This window comes from Flavobacterium sangjuense, assembly GCF_004797125.1.
Lineage (GTDB): Bacteria > Bacteroidota > Bacteroidia > Flavobacteriales > Flavobacteriaceae > Flavobacterium > Flavobacterium sangjuense.
On the sequence record NZ_CP038810.1, the window covers coordinates 680,375 to 696,152 of the forward strand.

Below are 15,778 nucleotides of genomic sequence, written 5' to 3' on the forward strand. Positions count from 1 at the left end.
TATGTCTGTAAAATCGGTCGCGGCCAAAATATTTGCGAATATAATCCACAGAAAAACCCAAAAATGGGTTCAGAATCCTATTGAAACGCAGCAGAAAGTTTTTCAAAATCTTATCGCTTCCGCAGATTTTACTCAGTTTGGAAGAGACCATCATTTTTCTAAAATCAAAACCTTTGAAGACTTTGCAAAGCAAGTTCCTATTAGAGATTATGAAGAATTACGACCTTATGTTGACCGCGTTGTAAAAGGAGAACAAGACATTCTCTGGAAAGGAAAACCGATTTATTTTGCCAAAACATCAGGCACCACTTCGGGCGCAAAATACATTCCGTTGACTAAGGAATCGATGCCGTTTCATATCGAAGCTGCCCGAAATGCGATACTAAGTTATATTCATGAAACCGGGAAAACAGCTTTTGTTGATGGTAAGATGATTTTCCTGCAGGGAAGTCCAATTTTGGAAGAAAAAAACGGAATTAAACTCGGAAGACTTTCCGGAATTGTGGCGCATTTTGTTCCGAAGTATTTGCAAAAAAACCGAATGCCAAGTTGGGAAACCAATTGCATTGAAGATTGGGAAACCAAAGTTGATGCGATTGTTGAAGAAACTTTCAACGAAAATATGACTGTGATTTCGGGAATTCCGTCTTGGGTTCAGATGTATTTTGAGAAGTTGGAACAAAAGGGAAATAAATCCGTTGGCGACATTTTCAAAAACTTCAATTTGTTTATTTATGGAGGCGTCAATTATGAACCGTATCGCGCCAAATTCGAAAATCTAATCGGAAGAAAAGTAGATTCCATCGAATTGTTTCCGGCATCGGAAGGCTTTTTTGCATATCAGGATTCGCAGAAAGACAAAGGAATGTTGCTGCTTTTGAATTCGGGAATTTTCTATGAATTTGTAAAATCGGAAGAATTTTTTACAGAAAATCCAAGACGCTATACAATTGGCGAAGTTGAATTGAATGTCAATTATGTTTTAATTATTTCTACGAATGCCGGACTTTGGGCATACAATATTGGCGACACGATTCAGTTCACGAGCTTAAAACCGTATCGCTTGATTGTTTCGGGCAGAATCAAACATTATATTTCTGCTTTTGGTGAACACGTTATTGGCAAAGAAGTCGAATGTGCTTTGAAAGAAGCGATGGAAAATTCCAATATTCGTGTAAACGAATTTACCGTTGCGCCACAGATTGCGCCTGCTTCAGGATTGCCATATCACGAATGGTTTATAGAATTTGAAAATGAACCCGAAAATCTTGAAGAGTTTGCCTTGAAAATCGACAACGAAATGCGCAAACAAAATACCTATTACTATGATTTAATTGTTGGTAAAGTGTTGCGAACTGTAGTTATTTCAAAAGTTTCAAAAAACGGTTTCCAGGATTATATGAAGTCAATAGGAAAATTAGGAGGACAAAACAAAATTCCAAGATTGAGTAACGACAGAAAGATTGCTGATTTGTTAAAAAGAGCATAGAAAAACATGAAAGAAAAAAGATTGTTGTGGTTGGTATTGTTGTTTGGTTTTTCAGTTTCTGCACAAGTTAAAGGAATCGTTGTCGATGAATTTAACAAACCCATTTCGTATGTGAATATTTGGGTTGAACATGAAAATAACAGCACCACTTCTGAGGAAAATGGAGAGTATAACATTAACTGTTTGCCAAATAAGAATCTGATTTTTTCAGCTTTGGGCTATGAAAAGAAAACAGTTAAAGCATCCGAAGCAGAAAAGGTAGTTTTGAAAGTAAATGCGTTTCAATTATCAGAAGTTGTTATTGCCAAAAGATTTGAAACCAGAGAAATTGAAATCGGAAAAGTAAAAAACGAAACCTATCAGGCTTTTGAAAACGGACCACGAATTGACGCTAAATTTTTCCCATATCTTGCAAAATATAAACGGACGCGATACATCAAGCAAGTAAACTTTTTTACCGACAATCAATTAGAAAGTGCGTCATTCAAAGTACATTTTTTTATGGTTAATGCAGATGGTTCGCCCGGCGATGAATTGTTGAGCAAAGACTTTATAGTTTCCGTAAAAAAAGGGGTAAAAAAAACGTTTTTTAACGTGACTGATTTTGGCTTAAAAATGCCAAAGACAGGAATCTTTGTGGGCTTTGAAAAGTTGATAATTGAAAGGAACAAGTTGGAAAAAGAAGTTGTAGATTCGAATACAAAAGCAATCACAATTCAAAAATTGTATTTCCCATACGTGCTTTATAATTATGTCGAAAGAGAGTTTATCTACACTTTCTCTAAAGGAAAATGGAACCGTCAAACGAAGGAAGACATCAATAATCCATCAGATAAAATGTCGGTGTACGAACCCGCAATAAACCTAATTCTAACGAACTAAACGACAAAAAGCCTATATTTGCAGGTTAGAAAAAACAATTTAATGAAAGAAATTAAAAACATTTCGCGCTCAAGAGCGCAAGAATCGTCGGCAGCTATCGAACGATTGTACATTACCATGAGACATTTATTCAACAGAGGTTTCTATAAACCAATGGGTGTTTCAGGAGAAACTTTAAGAGAAGCTTTGCTTTCTTTAAGACCAGAAATTTACGGAAGTATTGCAGAAGAAAAAGTAGAACTAAGTGGTTTACTTTATGTAATAGAGAGACTTCCGGTAGGCATTGAAGAATGTCGTTTTATCAATTTAACTTCAGACGAAGGCTATTCAAAATCACATTTTACAGCAATTGTTCCGCCAAAAAGAAGAAGAAATTGCTACCGAATAGATGACGAACAAATGAATGTGGAAATCACACGCGGACGTTCGGATATTTATGATATTTTGACGCATTTGACTTTTATTTTTATTGAATCACATAAAATTAAAGACAGAGTTTTACTAGATGAACTTGAAGTTGAACTAACCCGTGATTGGGAAAAACTTGAAGAAGCCGTTTTGCAGAACAAAAAAATGTCACTCAAAGAAAAGGAAATTGCGATTTCGCATGCAGCGAATGTTTTGGGGAGAAGCTTTTCTGAAGTACTAGCCATTTACGATGATTTTGGAACCAAAGAAAAACCAGATCGCTTTTTGCACGTTATCTATTGGTTAGGAAAATTAGCAATTGATGAGGTTATCAATAACAATAAAAGAACAATTACGTTTAGCCCGATTTTAAGAGAAAGATTAGGACATCATATTCACGGAGAAATTTGGGCGAATAACATCAAGGAAGCGCTGAAGGCTAATAACCTTTTGGAAAGACCAATTCATATCATCAGCGCAAATATGCATAGTGTAATGAATTCGATTTTTGCAACGACAGTTTTAAAAACTAAGTTCAAAGACAAATCAGATTTCTTTATTTATGAAGAATTGAGCAAATCCGGAGCCAATGATGTTAGAAATAAAGTGCAGGAAGTCGCCTTAAAACAGGGAATGATTTCTTTGCCAGATGACGCTTCGGGAACTAATATTGATGTTCAGTTATTTGACACGGCCAAAATAGATTGGGCTAAATCCAGCTTTCCAAAAGCAAAAGTTGGCAAAGAAGCACCAGTACTAATTGTAATGGATTATGCTTTTGGCGAACAGGCATTTGAAACGATTGATGAGTTATTAAAACCATACAAAGAAGGCAAAAACAGAACTTTTCTGAATGTAGCATCGGTTTCGATAATGGGAAAAGCCGGAATTTTGGAAGGCGGAAAAGGCGACATCATGATTCCGTCTGCACACATCAATGAAGGAACGGCAGATAATTATCCTTTTGAAAATGAATTAACAGCCGAAATGTTTGAAGGAAACGGAATTCCGGTTTGTTCAGGACCAATGGTTACGGTTTTGGGAACATCGCTTCAAAATAAAGATTTATTGAAGTTTTTCCATGAGTCAACCTGGGAAGTTATCGGACTGGAAATGGAAGGTGCTTATTATCAGAAAGCCATTCAATCAGCTTCAAAAATCAGAAAAAGTATTCCACAAGATGTGAAAGTAAGATATGCATATTACGCTTCGGATAATCCTTTAGAAACAGGAAGCACATTGGCTTCAGGAGGATTGGGAACAACAGGAGTGAAGCCTACTTATTTGATTACTATTAAAATATTAGAACAAATTTTTAACGTAAAATAATTATTTTTTATGAGCGCAACACCTCAAAACAATGACAATCAGGAAATAGATTTGTCACAAATCTCAAAGAAAATTGGTAGCTTTTTTGAAGGAATTTCCAATTCTATTTTTGAAGGTATTTTATTTATAAAAAGGAATATAGTTATTTTTATTTCTTTGTTTATCATTGGTGTAGGGGCGGGTTATTACCTTGATAAAACATCTAATTCTTATGATCATGAGATAATAGTAGCTCCTAATTTTGGGAGTACTGATTATTTATATGGTAAAATTGACCTACTTGAATCTAAAATTAAAGTGCAGGATACTGTTTTCCTGAAATCAATTGGAATCCAAAATCCAAAATCTTTGGGGCAAATAGAAATAGAGCCTATCATAGACATATATAACTTTGTGAATAGTGCCACGAGTATGGCTAATAGTGCTCAAAACACTCAAAATTTTGAGTTAGTAAAATTGCTTTCAGAAGATGGCGACATAAATAAAGTAATTAAGGAAAAGACAACTAGTAAAAATTATGGGCGCCACATTATTCATATCAGCACAAAAGGGTTGGTTGGTAATAAAAACTTTATTGACCCTTTAATGGCTTATTTAAACCGCAACGAATATTATCAAAATGTTCAAAAGGTGTATGTAAATAACATTAAAACAAAAATGAAACAAAATGAGGCAATTATTTTACAGATAGATAATTTGTTAAATGAATTTTCTTCAACAACAACGAACAATCAAAAAAGTGATAAGTTGGTGTACTATAATGAAAACACACAACTAAACGAAATCATTAAGACTAAAAATAATCTTATTGGTGAATTGGGTGGACAAAGAATGGACTTGGTGAACAATGAACAAATCATAATGAAAAACAGTAGTGTAATTAATGTTAAGAATACTAAAGGAGTAAATGGGAAAATGAAACTGGTAATTCCATTATTCCTGTTTTTTGCTTTTATTGGTATTAATATGTTCAAGAATTTTTACAGAAAACAATCTGCAAAACTGGCATCAAAATAGTTTGCTATGAAAGGAATAATATTAGCCGGAGGATCAGGCACACGATTGCATCCGTTAACGTTAGCGGTAAGTAAGCAACTCATGCCGATTTACGACAAACCGATGATTTATTATCCATTGTCAACTTTGATGTGGTCCGGAATAAGTGAAATTTTGATTATATCAACACCACATGATTTGCCATTATTCAGACAATTGTTAGGTGACGGAAAAAGTTTGGGTTGCCGATTTGAATATGCTGTTCAGGAACATCCAAACGGACTGGCGGAAGCCTTTATCATTGGTAAAGAATTCATAGGTAAAGATAAAGTGGCTTTGGTTCTTGGCGACAATATTTTTTACGGAACAGGCCTTTCAGATTTGTTGTTAGCAAATAATAATCCTGATGGCGGAATCATTTATGCATATCATGTTCAAGATCCCGAGCGATATGGTGTTGTAGATTTTGATAAAGACGGAAAAGTACTTTCAATCGAGGAAAAACCCGAGCATCCTAAATCAAATTTTGCTGTACCGGGGATTTATTTTTACGACAATGATGTTGTTGAAATAGCAGAGAATATTAAACCAAGCCATAGAGGGGAATTGGAGATTACCGATGTTAATAAAGAATATTTAAAAAGAGGAAAACTCAAAGTAAGTATTCTTGACAGAGGAACAGCTTGGCTTGACACCGGAACATTTCAATCGTTGATGCAAGCCGGACAATTTGTTCAGGTAATAGAAGAACGTCAGGGATTAAAAATTGGCGCCATTGAAGAAGCTGCTTACAGAATGGGATTCATCGATGCAAAACAGTTAGAAAAATTAGCCCAGCCACTTTTAAAAAGCGGTTATGGCAAACACTTACTTAGTTTGATTTAAGATATGAATTTTATTCCAACCAAACTTGAAGGCTGTTTTATTATTGAACCAAAAATAATCCTCGATGAACGAGGTTATTTTATGGAAAGTTTCAACGAAAACACATTTCAAAAGAACATTAACCAACAAGTTCACTTTGTTCAGGACAATCAATCGTTTTCATCGAAAGGAGTTTTGCGAGGCTTACACTATCAAACCGGAGAACATGCTCAGGCCAAATTAGTAAGAGTTTTGCAAGGAGAAGTTCTGGACGTTGCGGTTGATATCAGACCCAATTCACCAACATTCGGGCAGTATGAAGCCGTTGTTTTATCAGCAGAAAATAAAAAACAGGTTTTTGTTCCAAGAGGTTTCGCCCATGGATTTTTAGTATTGAGTGAAACTGCCACTTTCTTCTATAAATGTGACAATTTTTATAATAAAGAATCAGAAGGCGGGATTAGCTATAATGATAAAACCATCAATATTGATTGGGGTTTTGCAACGGAAGACTTAATTATTTCGGAAAAGGATAAAGTACAACCCAATATAGAAAACGCCAAAAAAGCATGGTAGTTTTAGTCACAGGAGCAAATGGACAATTAGGACAAAGTTTGCAATTTATTGCGACAAATTACCCTGAAATTGATTTTGTTTTTTGCTCTTCGACCGACTTAGACATTTCAAATATAGAAAAATGCCAAGCAGTTTTTTCTAAAATAAAACCCAATTATTGCATAAATGCGGCAGCTTATACAGCCGTTGACAAAGCTGAAAGTGAGCCGGAAAAAGCGCATTTAATCAATGTTATCGGTGCCCAAAATTTAGCTGAGGTCTGTAAACAATATTCAACTGTTTTACTTCATGTTTCTACCGATTTTGTTTTTGACGGTAATGCTTCAAAACCTTATACGGAAAATGATATTCCAAATCCAACGGGCGTTTACGGACAAACCAAATTAGATGGAGAAAAAGCCATTCAGGCCATTTTTGAAAACTATTACATCATCAGAACTTCATGGGTTTATTCACAATTTGGAAATAATTTCATGAAAACCATGTTGCGCTTGGCTTCCGAAAGAGATTCAATTTCTATAGTGAATGACCAAATAGGAACACCAACAAATGCAGTTGATTTAGCGAGTGCTTTAGCTAAAATTATAATCAGCAATAAAAATGCTTTTGGCATTTACAACTTCAGTAACGAAGGACAATGCAGCTGGTATGATTTTGCCAAAAAAATATTTGAAATCAACAATATAAGCATCGATTTGAAATCAATTCCAACTACCAGTTTTCCAACACCGGCGAAAAGACCGCTATACAGTGTTCTGGAAAAAGCCAAGATTAAAAAAATATTCGACTTAGAAATAAAGTCTTGGGAACAAAGCTTAGAAGAAATCAGCTCAATTTAAATTACTATTCAACTTATTTTCTTTCGATAGGTTCTCTGAATATCGAATAAAACAGATAAGGAATAAATTAAAATATAATATCCCATAATGTCGATAAAAGAAGTCTTCTATACAACAAAGAATCAATACGTTAAATAAAAATACTTTAAAGAGAAAGACATTTGATTTTAGGCAGATTTTGATGATATTAAAAAGATAAAACAAATAAAACAGTAGCCCGATGATTCCTGACGACAGGAAAATATAAAAATAATAATTATGAGTCATGTAATTTTGATTTGCATAAAATGATGAGTCATAGTTTTCTTTATAAGTATCATTTAATTTGTTTTGTAGATTTTCAAATCCCACACCAGACTCCCAATTTTCTTTCGCAATGGCAATAGAGCTATCAAAGATTGCTTTTCGGATGTTTGTTGAATCATAAGAAACATTTTCGGGTTTTACATTAAAGCTTTGGAAAAGCTCTACGAATCGATACTTAATACCAGGGGTTAAGACTGCAAGAGCGGTCAATAAAATAATCATTGATGAAGAAACGACTATCATTTGCTTTACTTTTAAGCCACTTCTTAAAAAGATCATCAAAATCAAAGTTGAAATAAGTAAAACGATGTTTAGCCTGGTTAGCAATAGAAATGATATGAGTAAAAAACTAACTATAAATACAGACTCCCAGTATTTTTTTTGTTTCAAAATTAAATCAAATGAATGTGCAGAGCATATAACAAGAAGCGCTGTGTAATAAGTAGGATGTATTACAAACATCTTAAATTCATAATATATATAACTTCTAAAACTAGAAACATTTTGAAATACAATAAAAAATTCTGCTACGGAGTAATCATAAAAGAAGCTAATTATATATATGATTGCTATAAGCAAACAGGTTAACTTCAAAATCAGCATATATAAATTAAGCTTTTGCTTATCAAAAAACTGAGAAGGTATTAATGAGAAAAAAACAGGTATTATTAAAAAGAAAAGAGCATGTTGAATATGTACTATACTAATTGCATAGTTGTCTGAAAATAAAGAGCGGAAAAATATAATCCAAAAAGGAATGGTAAGAAGCAATGTTTTGGATTCAAAAAAAGAAAAATCTTTGGCAGAAACCTTATAAATAATAACGTTAACACATATAATGATGACAATAAAACTTGATAAACTTTCTTTTAAAATTGGAAAAACAAATAATATTGAAATTAATAAGGGAAATAATTTTAACGAAATTTTTTTCATTTTTGATGATGGTAAAAGAAGTAGTTTATATGGTTAAATGATTTTTGAAATGCTTTTAAAAAATATTTTTCCTCAATTCGGGAGGCAAAAAAACCAATAAAAACGGGTTCACATTTTTGAAATCAAATATATGATATAATATAATTTATAATATATTTGCTCAATAAATTTTTATAAAATGAAAAAGTTAATTGTATTGTTTTTAGGCGGATCTTTATTATTATCTTCTTGTGGAAAAGACAAGAAAAATGATTCCGATGTTCCTGCAGAAGAAGTTGTAGCGAAAGATAATTTTTCGGTTGTAATGAATGCAATCTATGAAAAAGATGACGAGCTTTCATTTGTTTACAAAAAAAATGGGTATTGGGATTATGATCATCCAACAAAGTACGCAGTAAAAGGGCAGCCTAACTCACAAATGTTAAATATTCCATTTCCATTAGGAGAAAAATGCGATAATGTTCAAATAGATGTAAGTACTAACAAAGAGCAGAAGGTATTAAAGCTTACAGACATTTCTATATTAAACAATGGAAAAGAGATTGTGAACGGAAGGAATATGGCTTTTATAAAGTATTTCAACTTTGGAACAGCCTTTACTTGGGATGAAAAGAATTTGAGATATAATTTATTATTTGACCAAGAATATCCACCAAGAATAGTTGGTAGTGATGCTTTAGAGGCACTTTTAGCAAAATAAAATTACAACGAGGAATAAAGATCGTTCCATAAATAACCTCTTTTTTCCCAGCTGTATTTATTTAATACAAAATTTGAAAGATTTTCTCCACGAGAAAATCTTTCTTCGTTTGACCAATTTGTTACCGAATTGATAGCATGAGTCAGTTCTTCTAAAGTTGGATTTATCATAATTCCGCCATTTGTGTTCCACTCTGGGCTTATACCGGTATTAAAAGTAGTAATTACAGGCGTTTTACATGCTGCCGCTTCTAAATTTACCATACCTATTGCTTCAGAATAAGAAGGTGCGACAAATACTTTTGCGTTTGCAAATAGTTCAAACTTTTTATCACCAAAAACGCCGCCTAAAAATTCAATACGGTTTTCGAGCCCAGCTTTTTGAACTATTTTTTTCAAAGCATCTGAGTAACTATTTTCAGACCCGACAATTTTTAGTTTTATTTTTTTGTCTTCAATCTTACCCATAGACTCGATTAAGATATCTAGTCCTTTTTTAGGATGCAGCCTGCTTAAAAAGAGAAGGTATTCCTCATCTGGATTATAAGCTTTAATTTTAGGTAAATCAGAATATTTGATGAAATTAGGAATTTCAATTATATTCTTGTGCTTGGTCAGTTTATAGAGATTTTCTTTTTCAAAAGGCGTAATGGCATGGATTATTTTTGCCTTAGCTAAGATTGAATTGAGAAGTAAAGCCATATACACTTTCTTCTTGACTTGCTTGTCTTTCAGGTGCCAAGGCTCTAACATTCCGTGCGGGGTAATCACATATGGCATATTGCTTTTATTAGCAAACTTGCTCGTAGCATATTGAGCATGCATAAATACGCCGTGTAAATGAATTAAATCTTCAGGTTTTATGTTAGACTTTAGGAAAGATTCCAAGTCGGATGAATATCCCCAGAACTTAAATTTATTTGAAGGAAAATGATGGTGAGGATCTGCATCTTCAATTTGATTTGCCAAAATATTTGAGGAGAATTTTCCATTGGCATTGAGATAGTTATTAAGATTTTCCAAAACGGTTCTGACACCACCGCTTTCCAATGTTACACTTTCTGCAATATGATATATTTTCTTCACAGCTTTTTTTAATAAATTTAGTTAGGATTGATTGTCACTATTAAGTTTCTGGGCTTTATATTCCTTAAAAGAAAAATAAAAAAGCCAGATGAAAAAGAATAATTCCGGCGGGAAATAATGCCCGTCCCGGAATAATTTTAACAGGAAGTAAATATATATTCCCTGAGCCATATACAAGGTGGGGGATTCGTAGCATTTTACGCCAATTAAAAGAACGTAAATAATCAATATAAATCCGATGAGCCCAAATTCTGAAACAATCCTTGTGAATAATGAGTTAGCATCAAAAGAATTATCAACGTGGCGCCCTTGTTTTCTTAAATATTCAGGAGGCCTCATTTCTTTTAGATAGCGCTGGGTATGCATATAGTGATGACTTCCAATTCCACTACCTAAAGGATGATCCGTTACATTTTCTTTGGCAATGAAAATGTTACTAATCAAAACATAAGAACTTAAGTTCGTGTCTTTGTCAAACTTTCCTGTATTGATAACATTCAACGAACGATATGTGTCATCAACCCTTAGCTTAAAAAATGGCAATTCATTATATGCAAAATAAAATAACAGAACTACAATTGGGAGCATGCCAAAAAGATATCTGATCCTTTTTGGGGTTAAATTCGGAATTATTAATAAAAGCCCGCAACCTACATAACCAAGGGAAGAACCAGACAAAATAACGGTTCCGAAAATTAATAGAAAAGGGATATATTTTTTTTCTTTAAAATAATAATAAAAGGCTGGTATTACAACTATAACGTAATGTGCAGGTTCTTTAAAAATGCTGTTTAATCTGCCGTCAGCATAATTTAATCCCATGAAGTAAAAGACATATCCGATGATTGCCACATACAGACACATTTTAACATACACCTTAACTATTTCAGCAGGCTTGTATAAAGATGTAAAGTTGTAATAGTAAACACCTACTATACCTATTCCCAGAATTTGAGAAAGCATGTAATTATAAGGAATCCAGATAATAGTATAAGTAATAAGTCCGTGAAGGAAAAAGAACAGCAGTAAAAGAGCAAAGTACTTATTTAAAACTACTTGTTTAATCTTAAATAATAAAATATAATTAACGAAAATAATTAGATATAATAATTTCCAATCAATAATAAAATTGAAAAAGAAAGCTTCGGTAAATATTGCAAATACAGAGGAATATAAAAGATAGTCTTTTATTGAAATTTTCATTGATTTGTTTTTTGTAAAGCCAAATATACGAATGATTACGATTTCGGTTGGTATATTTTATTCCGTCATACACAAACCAGTATTATTAAAGAATTAAGTTTATTTATAAAAAACACCGTCCACTTCCATTAGTTTTCCTGAAACATTTTCATAGACGCCACTTTCAATAGTTGCAAGCTTAAAATCAAGACTGTTTAATTTTGATGTCATCTCCAGAAAAGTCATTGCGCCTTCATAGGAAGGAATTAGTGACATTTCCAGTTGAATCCCTAAGATTTTTTTAAGGGACTCTTTAGCACCATCCAAAATATAGCTTTCATAACCCTGGGTATCCATTTTCAGATAAATATTTTGACCCTCAACGTTCAGAGTGTCGAAGATTGAGTCTAGTTTTTTAATATCAACTTCCTCTTTTTTTATAAAAGAAGTGTTTGGCCCCCCTTGTTTTAATTCAGGTAAACTTTCCAATAAAGAACTACTCACGGAGTTTTTAGAAATATTGATAGTTGCTTTTCCATCGCGCTCGCCTAATGAACAATGGTGAATTTCCCAGTTAGGATCGTTTTTTGAAGTTTTACACAGTTTTTCAAACGCTTCATATGTTGGCTCGAAGGAAATAATACGGCCTTTGTATCCAATGTTCCTCATATCGCTTCCATATTGACCAATATTGGCACCCACATCTATAATTACATTGATATTATAGTGTTTTAGTAATTTTATTCTTCGATCCAACTCAGGAGTTGGGTATTTGATAATTTCTAACCCTATGAAAGCATTAAATTTACGTTTAATTATAAGTAAAAAACGCTTGTTTTTGTATAAGAAATTATTCATCTGAGGGTATTTTTTTAATTATGTTGTAACATTCAAGAGGTATAAAGACTACCCAAATTAGTAATATAATAACCGTAGAGATAACAACGCTATTAATACCAAAATTAAGATGTATAAAAAGATAGGATAACGGAATTTTTAAAAACACACTTAAAAGTAGAAGTATAATATACTTGTTTAATTTACCAATTCCATTTAAGAAGAATGTATAAAAGGTAACAAAAACCCGAAAAAGGGTTGCTATTGCAGTATATAATATCAATCCACTCGGCAACGTAATTTTATCTTTTATCCAAATTGAAATGACAAAGGGACATATCAGTGAGATGAGCGCAATAAACAAAAACATGATTATGAATAAAAGATTAAATCTTTTGAATGAAGCAAGTAATACTGCTTTCTTATTCTGCACATAATTTTTAGCAAACATTGACCATAATGGGGAAAGTGTTGCAAGCATAATCATTATCGGAAACTGGAAATACTTATTCACGATCTCATAAGGCACAATATCTTTTGGCCCAAAAACACTGGAAAGAATATAATTATCTGAAGAAAAAACAAACAGCAAACCAACTTGAATTATCATGTATTTTGTTCCAAGAACAATAATTTCTTTTAAAAATTCTTTCGAAGTTTTAACCGTAGTCTTTAAGTTTAGTTCCTCTTTGTAAAAGAAAAATAAAGTATATAAAAAGTTTACTAAAAAACAGGATAAACCATTCAATAAAGTAATAATCATCAGTTTGTCTTCGCTGGGAATATTTGGAGCGATTAGTATTAAAACCCCAAGTGAAGCTAAAAACAAGATTTGATTTACAGCAATGGACTGTTCTGCATATTTTCCTTTTAAGAAAGCCACAAACAATGATTTATGGACATTGAATAAAAAGTTTAAACAAAAAAAGAACATGTTAATCACAAATAGCTTTTTGACAAACATTGAGGAGTGAACGGGTATTTTCAGAAAAGTCTTTAAATCAATGATAAAAATCAATACCAAAAAAAAGACAAATAAAAACAGAGCAATGTAAGCGGTTATTTTATAGGTTGACTTTAAATAGCTTTTAAGCAAATCCTGCCTGTTTTCATGAATTAGAATTGGCACCTTAGTTTTTAAAACACTTGCCAGCCCAAAATCCATTAATAAAACCCATTGAAAAAGTGCAAAAACCAATACCCATAAACCATAGTCGGTATCTCCCAGATAACTGATTAAAATTGGTATCGAAATAAATAAGGAAAGACCGGAAACACCCTTGTATAAGCCACTCATTACGAGGTGGTTGCTGGTAATTTTCCTAATTAATGTAGTTAGCATTAGGTGATTATTATATAATTTGAGGTTAGAATAATATTTCCTGAAAAAATTAAGTGGTAAATGTAATCATAAATACTTGAAAACTTTTCAAGTCAGCTTATTAATACATTTCAATTTGTGTTGAATTTTGCCAGATTTTTTAAATGAAAAAGGCAGTAGAATTTAGTGTTTTCTGCTAAAAAATTATCTATAAAAGAGGTAATATTCAGGTTTTATTATATCTTGCACCGGTTTTAAAATACAGACAATTTAAAGCTTCAAATAATAATAAAAATGAAATACCAGACCTTAATAAAACAGATATTCATTGTTGGAAAATCAAAATGGTTTCTCTATTTTCTTAGAGGAAAAATATTTTCTTTTTCATCATTTGAAATCGTTACTAATTTAAAGAGAACGGTACCTAATTTAGATTATATTATTGATGTAGGGGCTAATTCAGGACAATTCTCAAAGGTGGCCAGTTTTCATTTTCCAAATGCAATAATGCATGTTTTTGAACCGCTTCCAAACCTTTATCCAAAAATTGAAAAGATGTTTAAAGGGAAAGAAAATATAACCACTCACAATTTAGCATTAGGCAACGAATCGGGAACAATAAAGTTCAACCAAAATGAGTTTGGCCACATCAGTTCTGTATTAAATATTAGTACAGATAACGTTCATTATCCAAAAGGGAATGGTTTGAGTCAGATAGATGTTGAGATAAAAACCTTAGATTCACTTTCATTGTTTGATGAGATGGAGAAAGGAACGTCGCTGTTAAAATTGGATGTTCAGGGTTATGAACTGGAAGTTCTGAAAGGAGGAGAAAAAACGCTTAATAATCTCGATTACATTTTGATTGAAGCCAATTTGGAACAGCTTTATGTCAATCAGCCTACATTTACTCAGGTCAATAATTATCTAAACAGTAAAGGTTTTGAGCTGTCTGACATGCTTGATTTTAACTTGGGAGCAAAAAACAAGTATATCGAAATTGATTTATTGTATAAAAAAGTTCAAGGATAAGAATTAAAAAGATGGCGAGAATAATTGTTACTGGAGGATCAGGTTTTATAGGAACTAATTTAGTTGAGTATTTTTGTTCAAAAAACCACGAAGTAATTAATTTTGACATTAAAGAGCCAAAAAACAGACAGTTTATCAAAAATTGGATAAAAGGAGATGTTTTAAATAAGGATCAGGTTTTATCCTGTTTTACTGAGTTTAATCCTGAATACGTTGTTCATTTAGCTGCGAGAACTGATTTAGATGAGAATAAATCAATAGCCGGTTATGCAGCCAATACAGATGGTGTTCAAAACATAATTGATATCATTAATACGTTTCCAAATATTAAAAGAACAATTTATGCATCCAGCAGAATGGTTTGCAAAATAGACTACATTCCTGAAAACTTTGATGATTATTGTCCCCCAAATTTGTATGGTGAAAGCAAAGTTATAGGTGAAAAAAAGGTAAAAGCTTATGCAAACCACGATTATGTTTTGGTTAGGCCGACATCTATTTGGGGACCCTATTTTGAAATCCCATATCGTACTTTTTTTGATACCGTGAGAAAAGGATTGTTCTTTCTGCCTAAAGGCAATTACCCAAAAAAATCATTCGGATTTGTATTAAATACCGTTTTTCAACTTGAAAAAATACTATTTGAACCTAAAGAAAATTTAGAGTTAACCTATTATCTTACGGATTATCCACCGCTCGATTTAAAAGAATGGGCCGATATGGTTTCTAATGAATTTGGGATAAAAAAAACCAGGGAATTGCCAATGCCAATTCTTAAAATCGTATCAAAGGCAGGAGATTTACTGCAAAAAATAGGCTGGCAAAATCCACCTTTAACTACTTTCAGGTTAAATAATTTAATTACAAATATGGTTTACGATACCAAAAGTCTGGAAAAGCTTTGCGGTAAATTACCTTATTCTTTAGATGAAGGAGTTTCAATGACTGCTTCCTGGTTAAAGAAAAATTAAAATATTTGATATAGATAAAAACATA

Annotated in this window: 15 protein-coding genes; 10 read left to right on the forward strand and 5 right to left on the reverse strand. The window is 32.5% G+C overall.

What is annotated here, in order from left to right; translation table 11 throughout:
- The first annotated feature begins 1 nt into the window (after position 1).
- From GS03_RS02980 to rfbD, 7 genes are read left to right on the forward strand one after another with little or no spacing between them, the layout of a single operon-like run.
- Complete coding sequence (locus GS03_RS02980) at positions 2–1,489, forward strand: GH3 auxin-responsive promoter family protein (protein WP_136151087.1); 1,488 nt, start codon at positions 2–4, stop codon at positions 1,487–1,489.
- A gap of 6 nt (positions 1,490–1,495) precedes the next feature.
- The gene (locus GS03_RS02985) at positions 1,496–2,371 is read left to right on the forward strand and encodes a carboxypeptidase-like regulatory domain-containing protein (protein ID WP_136151088.1); all 876 of its coding nucleotides are present in this window, start codon (positions 1,496–1,498) and stop codon (positions 2,369–2,371) included.
- A 42-nt stretch (positions 2,372–2,413) separates the two neighbouring features.
- Complete coding sequence (locus GS03_RS02990) at positions 2,414–4,108, forward strand: DUF6909 family protein (RefSeq protein WP_136151089.1); 1,695 nt, start codon at positions 2,414–2,416, stop codon at positions 4,106–4,108.
- A gap of 9 nt (positions 4,109–4,117) precedes the next feature.
- Positions 4,118–5,125 carry a hypothetical protein gene (locus GS03_RS02995; RefSeq protein WP_136151090.1) on the forward strand — a complete coding sequence of 336 codons (1,008 nt, stop codon included), beginning with the start codon at positions 4,118–4,120 and terminating at the stop codon, positions 5,123–5,125.
- 6 nt (positions 5,126–5,131) lie between these two features.
- Positions 5,132–5,989: a glucose-1-phosphate thymidylyltransferase RfbA gene (gene rfbA / locus GS03_RS03000; protein ID WP_136151091.1), complete on the forward strand. Its 858-nt coding sequence runs from the start codon at positions 5,132–5,134 to the stop codon at positions 5,987–5,989.
- Between the two features lie 3 nt (positions 5,990–5,992).
- The gene (rfbC, locus tag GS03_RS03005; protein WP_136151092.1) at positions 5,993–6,544 is read left to right on the forward strand and encodes a dTDP-4-dehydrorhamnose 3,5-epimerase; all 552 of its coding nucleotides are present in this window, start codon (positions 5,993–5,995) and stop codon (positions 6,542–6,544) included.
- Positions 6,538–7,383 carry a dTDP-4-dehydrorhamnose reductase gene (gene rfbD / locus GS03_RS03010; protein ID WP_136151093.1) on the forward strand — a complete coding sequence of 282 codons (846 nt, stop codon included), beginning with the start codon at positions 6,538–6,540 and terminating at the stop codon, positions 7,381–7,383. Before rfbC ends, rfbD begins: the two co-directional genes overlap by 7 nt.
- On the opposite strand, the gene GS03_RS03015 is transcribed toward rfbD, so the two are convergent.
- The gene (locus GS03_RS03015) at positions 7,375–8,625 is read right to left on the reverse strand and encodes an O-antigen ligase family protein (RefSeq protein ID WP_136151094.1); all 1,251 of its coding nucleotides are present in this window, start codon (positions 8,623–8,625) and stop codon (positions 7,375–7,377) included. The two genes, rfbD and GS03_RS03015, sit on opposite strands and share 9 nt — an antisense overlap.
- A gap of 178 nt (positions 8,626–8,803) precedes the next feature.
- On the opposite strand from GS03_RS03015, the gene GS03_RS03020 reads away from it, so the two are divergent.
- Positions 8,804–9,325, forward strand: a complete 522-nt coding sequence (locus GS03_RS03020; RefSeq protein WP_136151095.1) for a hypothetical protein — start codon at positions 8,804–8,806, stop codon at positions 9,323–9,325.
- Between the two features lie 2 nt (positions 9,326–9,327).
- On the opposite strand, the gene GS03_RS03025 is transcribed toward GS03_RS03020, so the two are convergent.
- The 4 genes from GS03_RS03025 to GS03_RS03040 form a co-directional block, all read right to left on the reverse strand.
- Complete coding sequence (locus tag GS03_RS03025; protein ID WP_136151096.1) at positions 9,328–10,410, reverse strand: glycosyltransferase; 1,083 nt, start codon at positions 10,408–10,410, stop codon at positions 9,328–9,330.
- A gap of 21 nt (positions 10,411–10,431) precedes the next feature.
- Positions 10,432–11,613 carry an O-antigen ligase family protein gene (locus tag GS03_RS03030; RefSeq protein ID WP_136151097.1) on the reverse strand — a complete coding sequence of 394 codons (1,182 nt, stop codon included), beginning with the start codon at positions 11,611–11,613 and terminating at the stop codon, positions 10,432–10,434.
- Positions 11,614–11,712: 99 nt separating this feature from the next.
- Entirely contained in the window at positions 11,713–12,450 is a 738-nt protein-coding gene (locus GS03_RS03035) for an FkbM family methyltransferase (RefSeq protein WP_136151098.1), read from the reverse strand.
- Entirely contained in the window at positions 12,443–13,726 is a 1,284-nt protein-coding gene (locus GS03_RS03040; protein ID WP_168710258.1) for an MATE family efflux transporter, read from the reverse strand. Before GS03_RS03040 ends, GS03_RS03035 begins: the two co-directional genes overlap by 8 nt.
- A gap of 318 nt (positions 13,727–14,044) precedes the next feature.
- Between GS03_RS03040 and GS03_RS03045 the strand changes: the two genes are divergently transcribed.
- Both GS03_RS03045 and GS03_RS03050 read left to right on the forward strand, forming a co-directional pair.
- Positions 14,045–14,782, forward strand: coding sequence for an FkbM family methyltransferase (locus tag GS03_RS03045; RefSeq protein WP_136151100.1), 738 nt, complete (start codon positions 14,045–14,047; stop codon positions 14,780–14,782).
- Between the two features lie 11 nt (positions 14,783–14,793).
- The gene (locus tag GS03_RS03050) at positions 14,794–15,753 is read left to right on the forward strand and encodes an NAD-dependent epimerase/dehydratase family protein (protein ID WP_136151101.1); all 960 of its coding nucleotides are present in this window, start codon (positions 14,794–14,796) and stop codon (positions 15,751–15,753) included.
- Positions 15,754–15,778 lie beyond the last annotated feature (25 nt).

Excerpts from the sequence above, each read along its gene's own strand:
- GS03_RS02980 (WP_136151087.1), top strand. The coding sequence starts at position 2 with ATGTCTGTAAAATCGGTCGCGGCCAAAATATTTGCGAATATAATCCAC.
- GS03_RS02985 (WP_136151088.1), top strand. The coding sequence starts at position 1,496 with ATGAAAGAAAAAAGATTGTTGTGGTTGGTATTGTTGTTTGGTTTTTCA.
- GS03_RS02990 (WP_136151089.1), top strand. The coding sequence starts at position 2,414 with ATGAAAGAAATTAAAAACATTTCGCGCTCAAGAGCGCAAGAATCGTCG.
- GS03_RS02995 (WP_136151090.1), top strand. The coding sequence starts at position 4,118 with ATGAGCGCAACACCTCAAAACAATGACAATCAGGAAATAGATTTGTCA.
- rfbA (WP_136151091.1), top strand. The coding sequence starts at position 5,132 with ATGAAAGGAATAATATTAGCCGGAGGATCAGGCACACGATTGCATCCG.
- rfbC (WP_136151092.1), top strand. The coding sequence starts at position 5,993 with ATGAATTTTATTCCAACCAAACTTGAAGGCTGTTTTATTATTGAACCA.
- rfbD (WP_136151093.1), top strand. The coding sequence starts at position 6,538 with ATGGTAGTTTTAGTCACAGGAGCAAATGGACAATTAGGACAAAGTTTG.
- GS03_RS03015 (WP_136151094.1), bottom strand. The coding sequence starts at position 8,625 with ATGAAAAAAATTTCGTTAAAATTATTTCCCTTATTAATTTCAATATTA.
- GS03_RS03020 (WP_136151095.1), top strand. The coding sequence starts at position 8,804 with ATGAAAAAGTTAATTGTATTGTTTTTAGGCGGATCTTTATTATTATCT.
- GS03_RS03030 (WP_136151097.1), bottom strand. The coding sequence starts at position 11,613 with ATGAAAATTTCAATAAAAGACTATCTTTTATATTCCTCTGTATTTGCA.
- GS03_RS03035 (WP_136151098.1), bottom strand. The coding sequence starts at position 12,450 with ATGAATAATTTCTTATACAAAAACAAGCGTTTTTTACTTATAATTAAA.
- GS03_RS03040 (WP_168710258.1), bottom strand. The coding sequence starts at position 13,726 with ATGAGTGGCTTATACAAGGGTGTTTCCGGTCTTTCCTTATTTATTTCG.
- GS03_RS03045 (WP_136151100.1), top strand. The coding sequence starts at position 14,045 with ATGAAATACCAGACCTTAATAAAACAGATATTCATTGTTGGAAAATCA.
- GS03_RS03050 (WP_136151101.1), top strand. The coding sequence starts at position 14,794 with ATGGCGAGAATAATTGTTACTGGAGGATCAGGTTTTATAGGAACTAAT.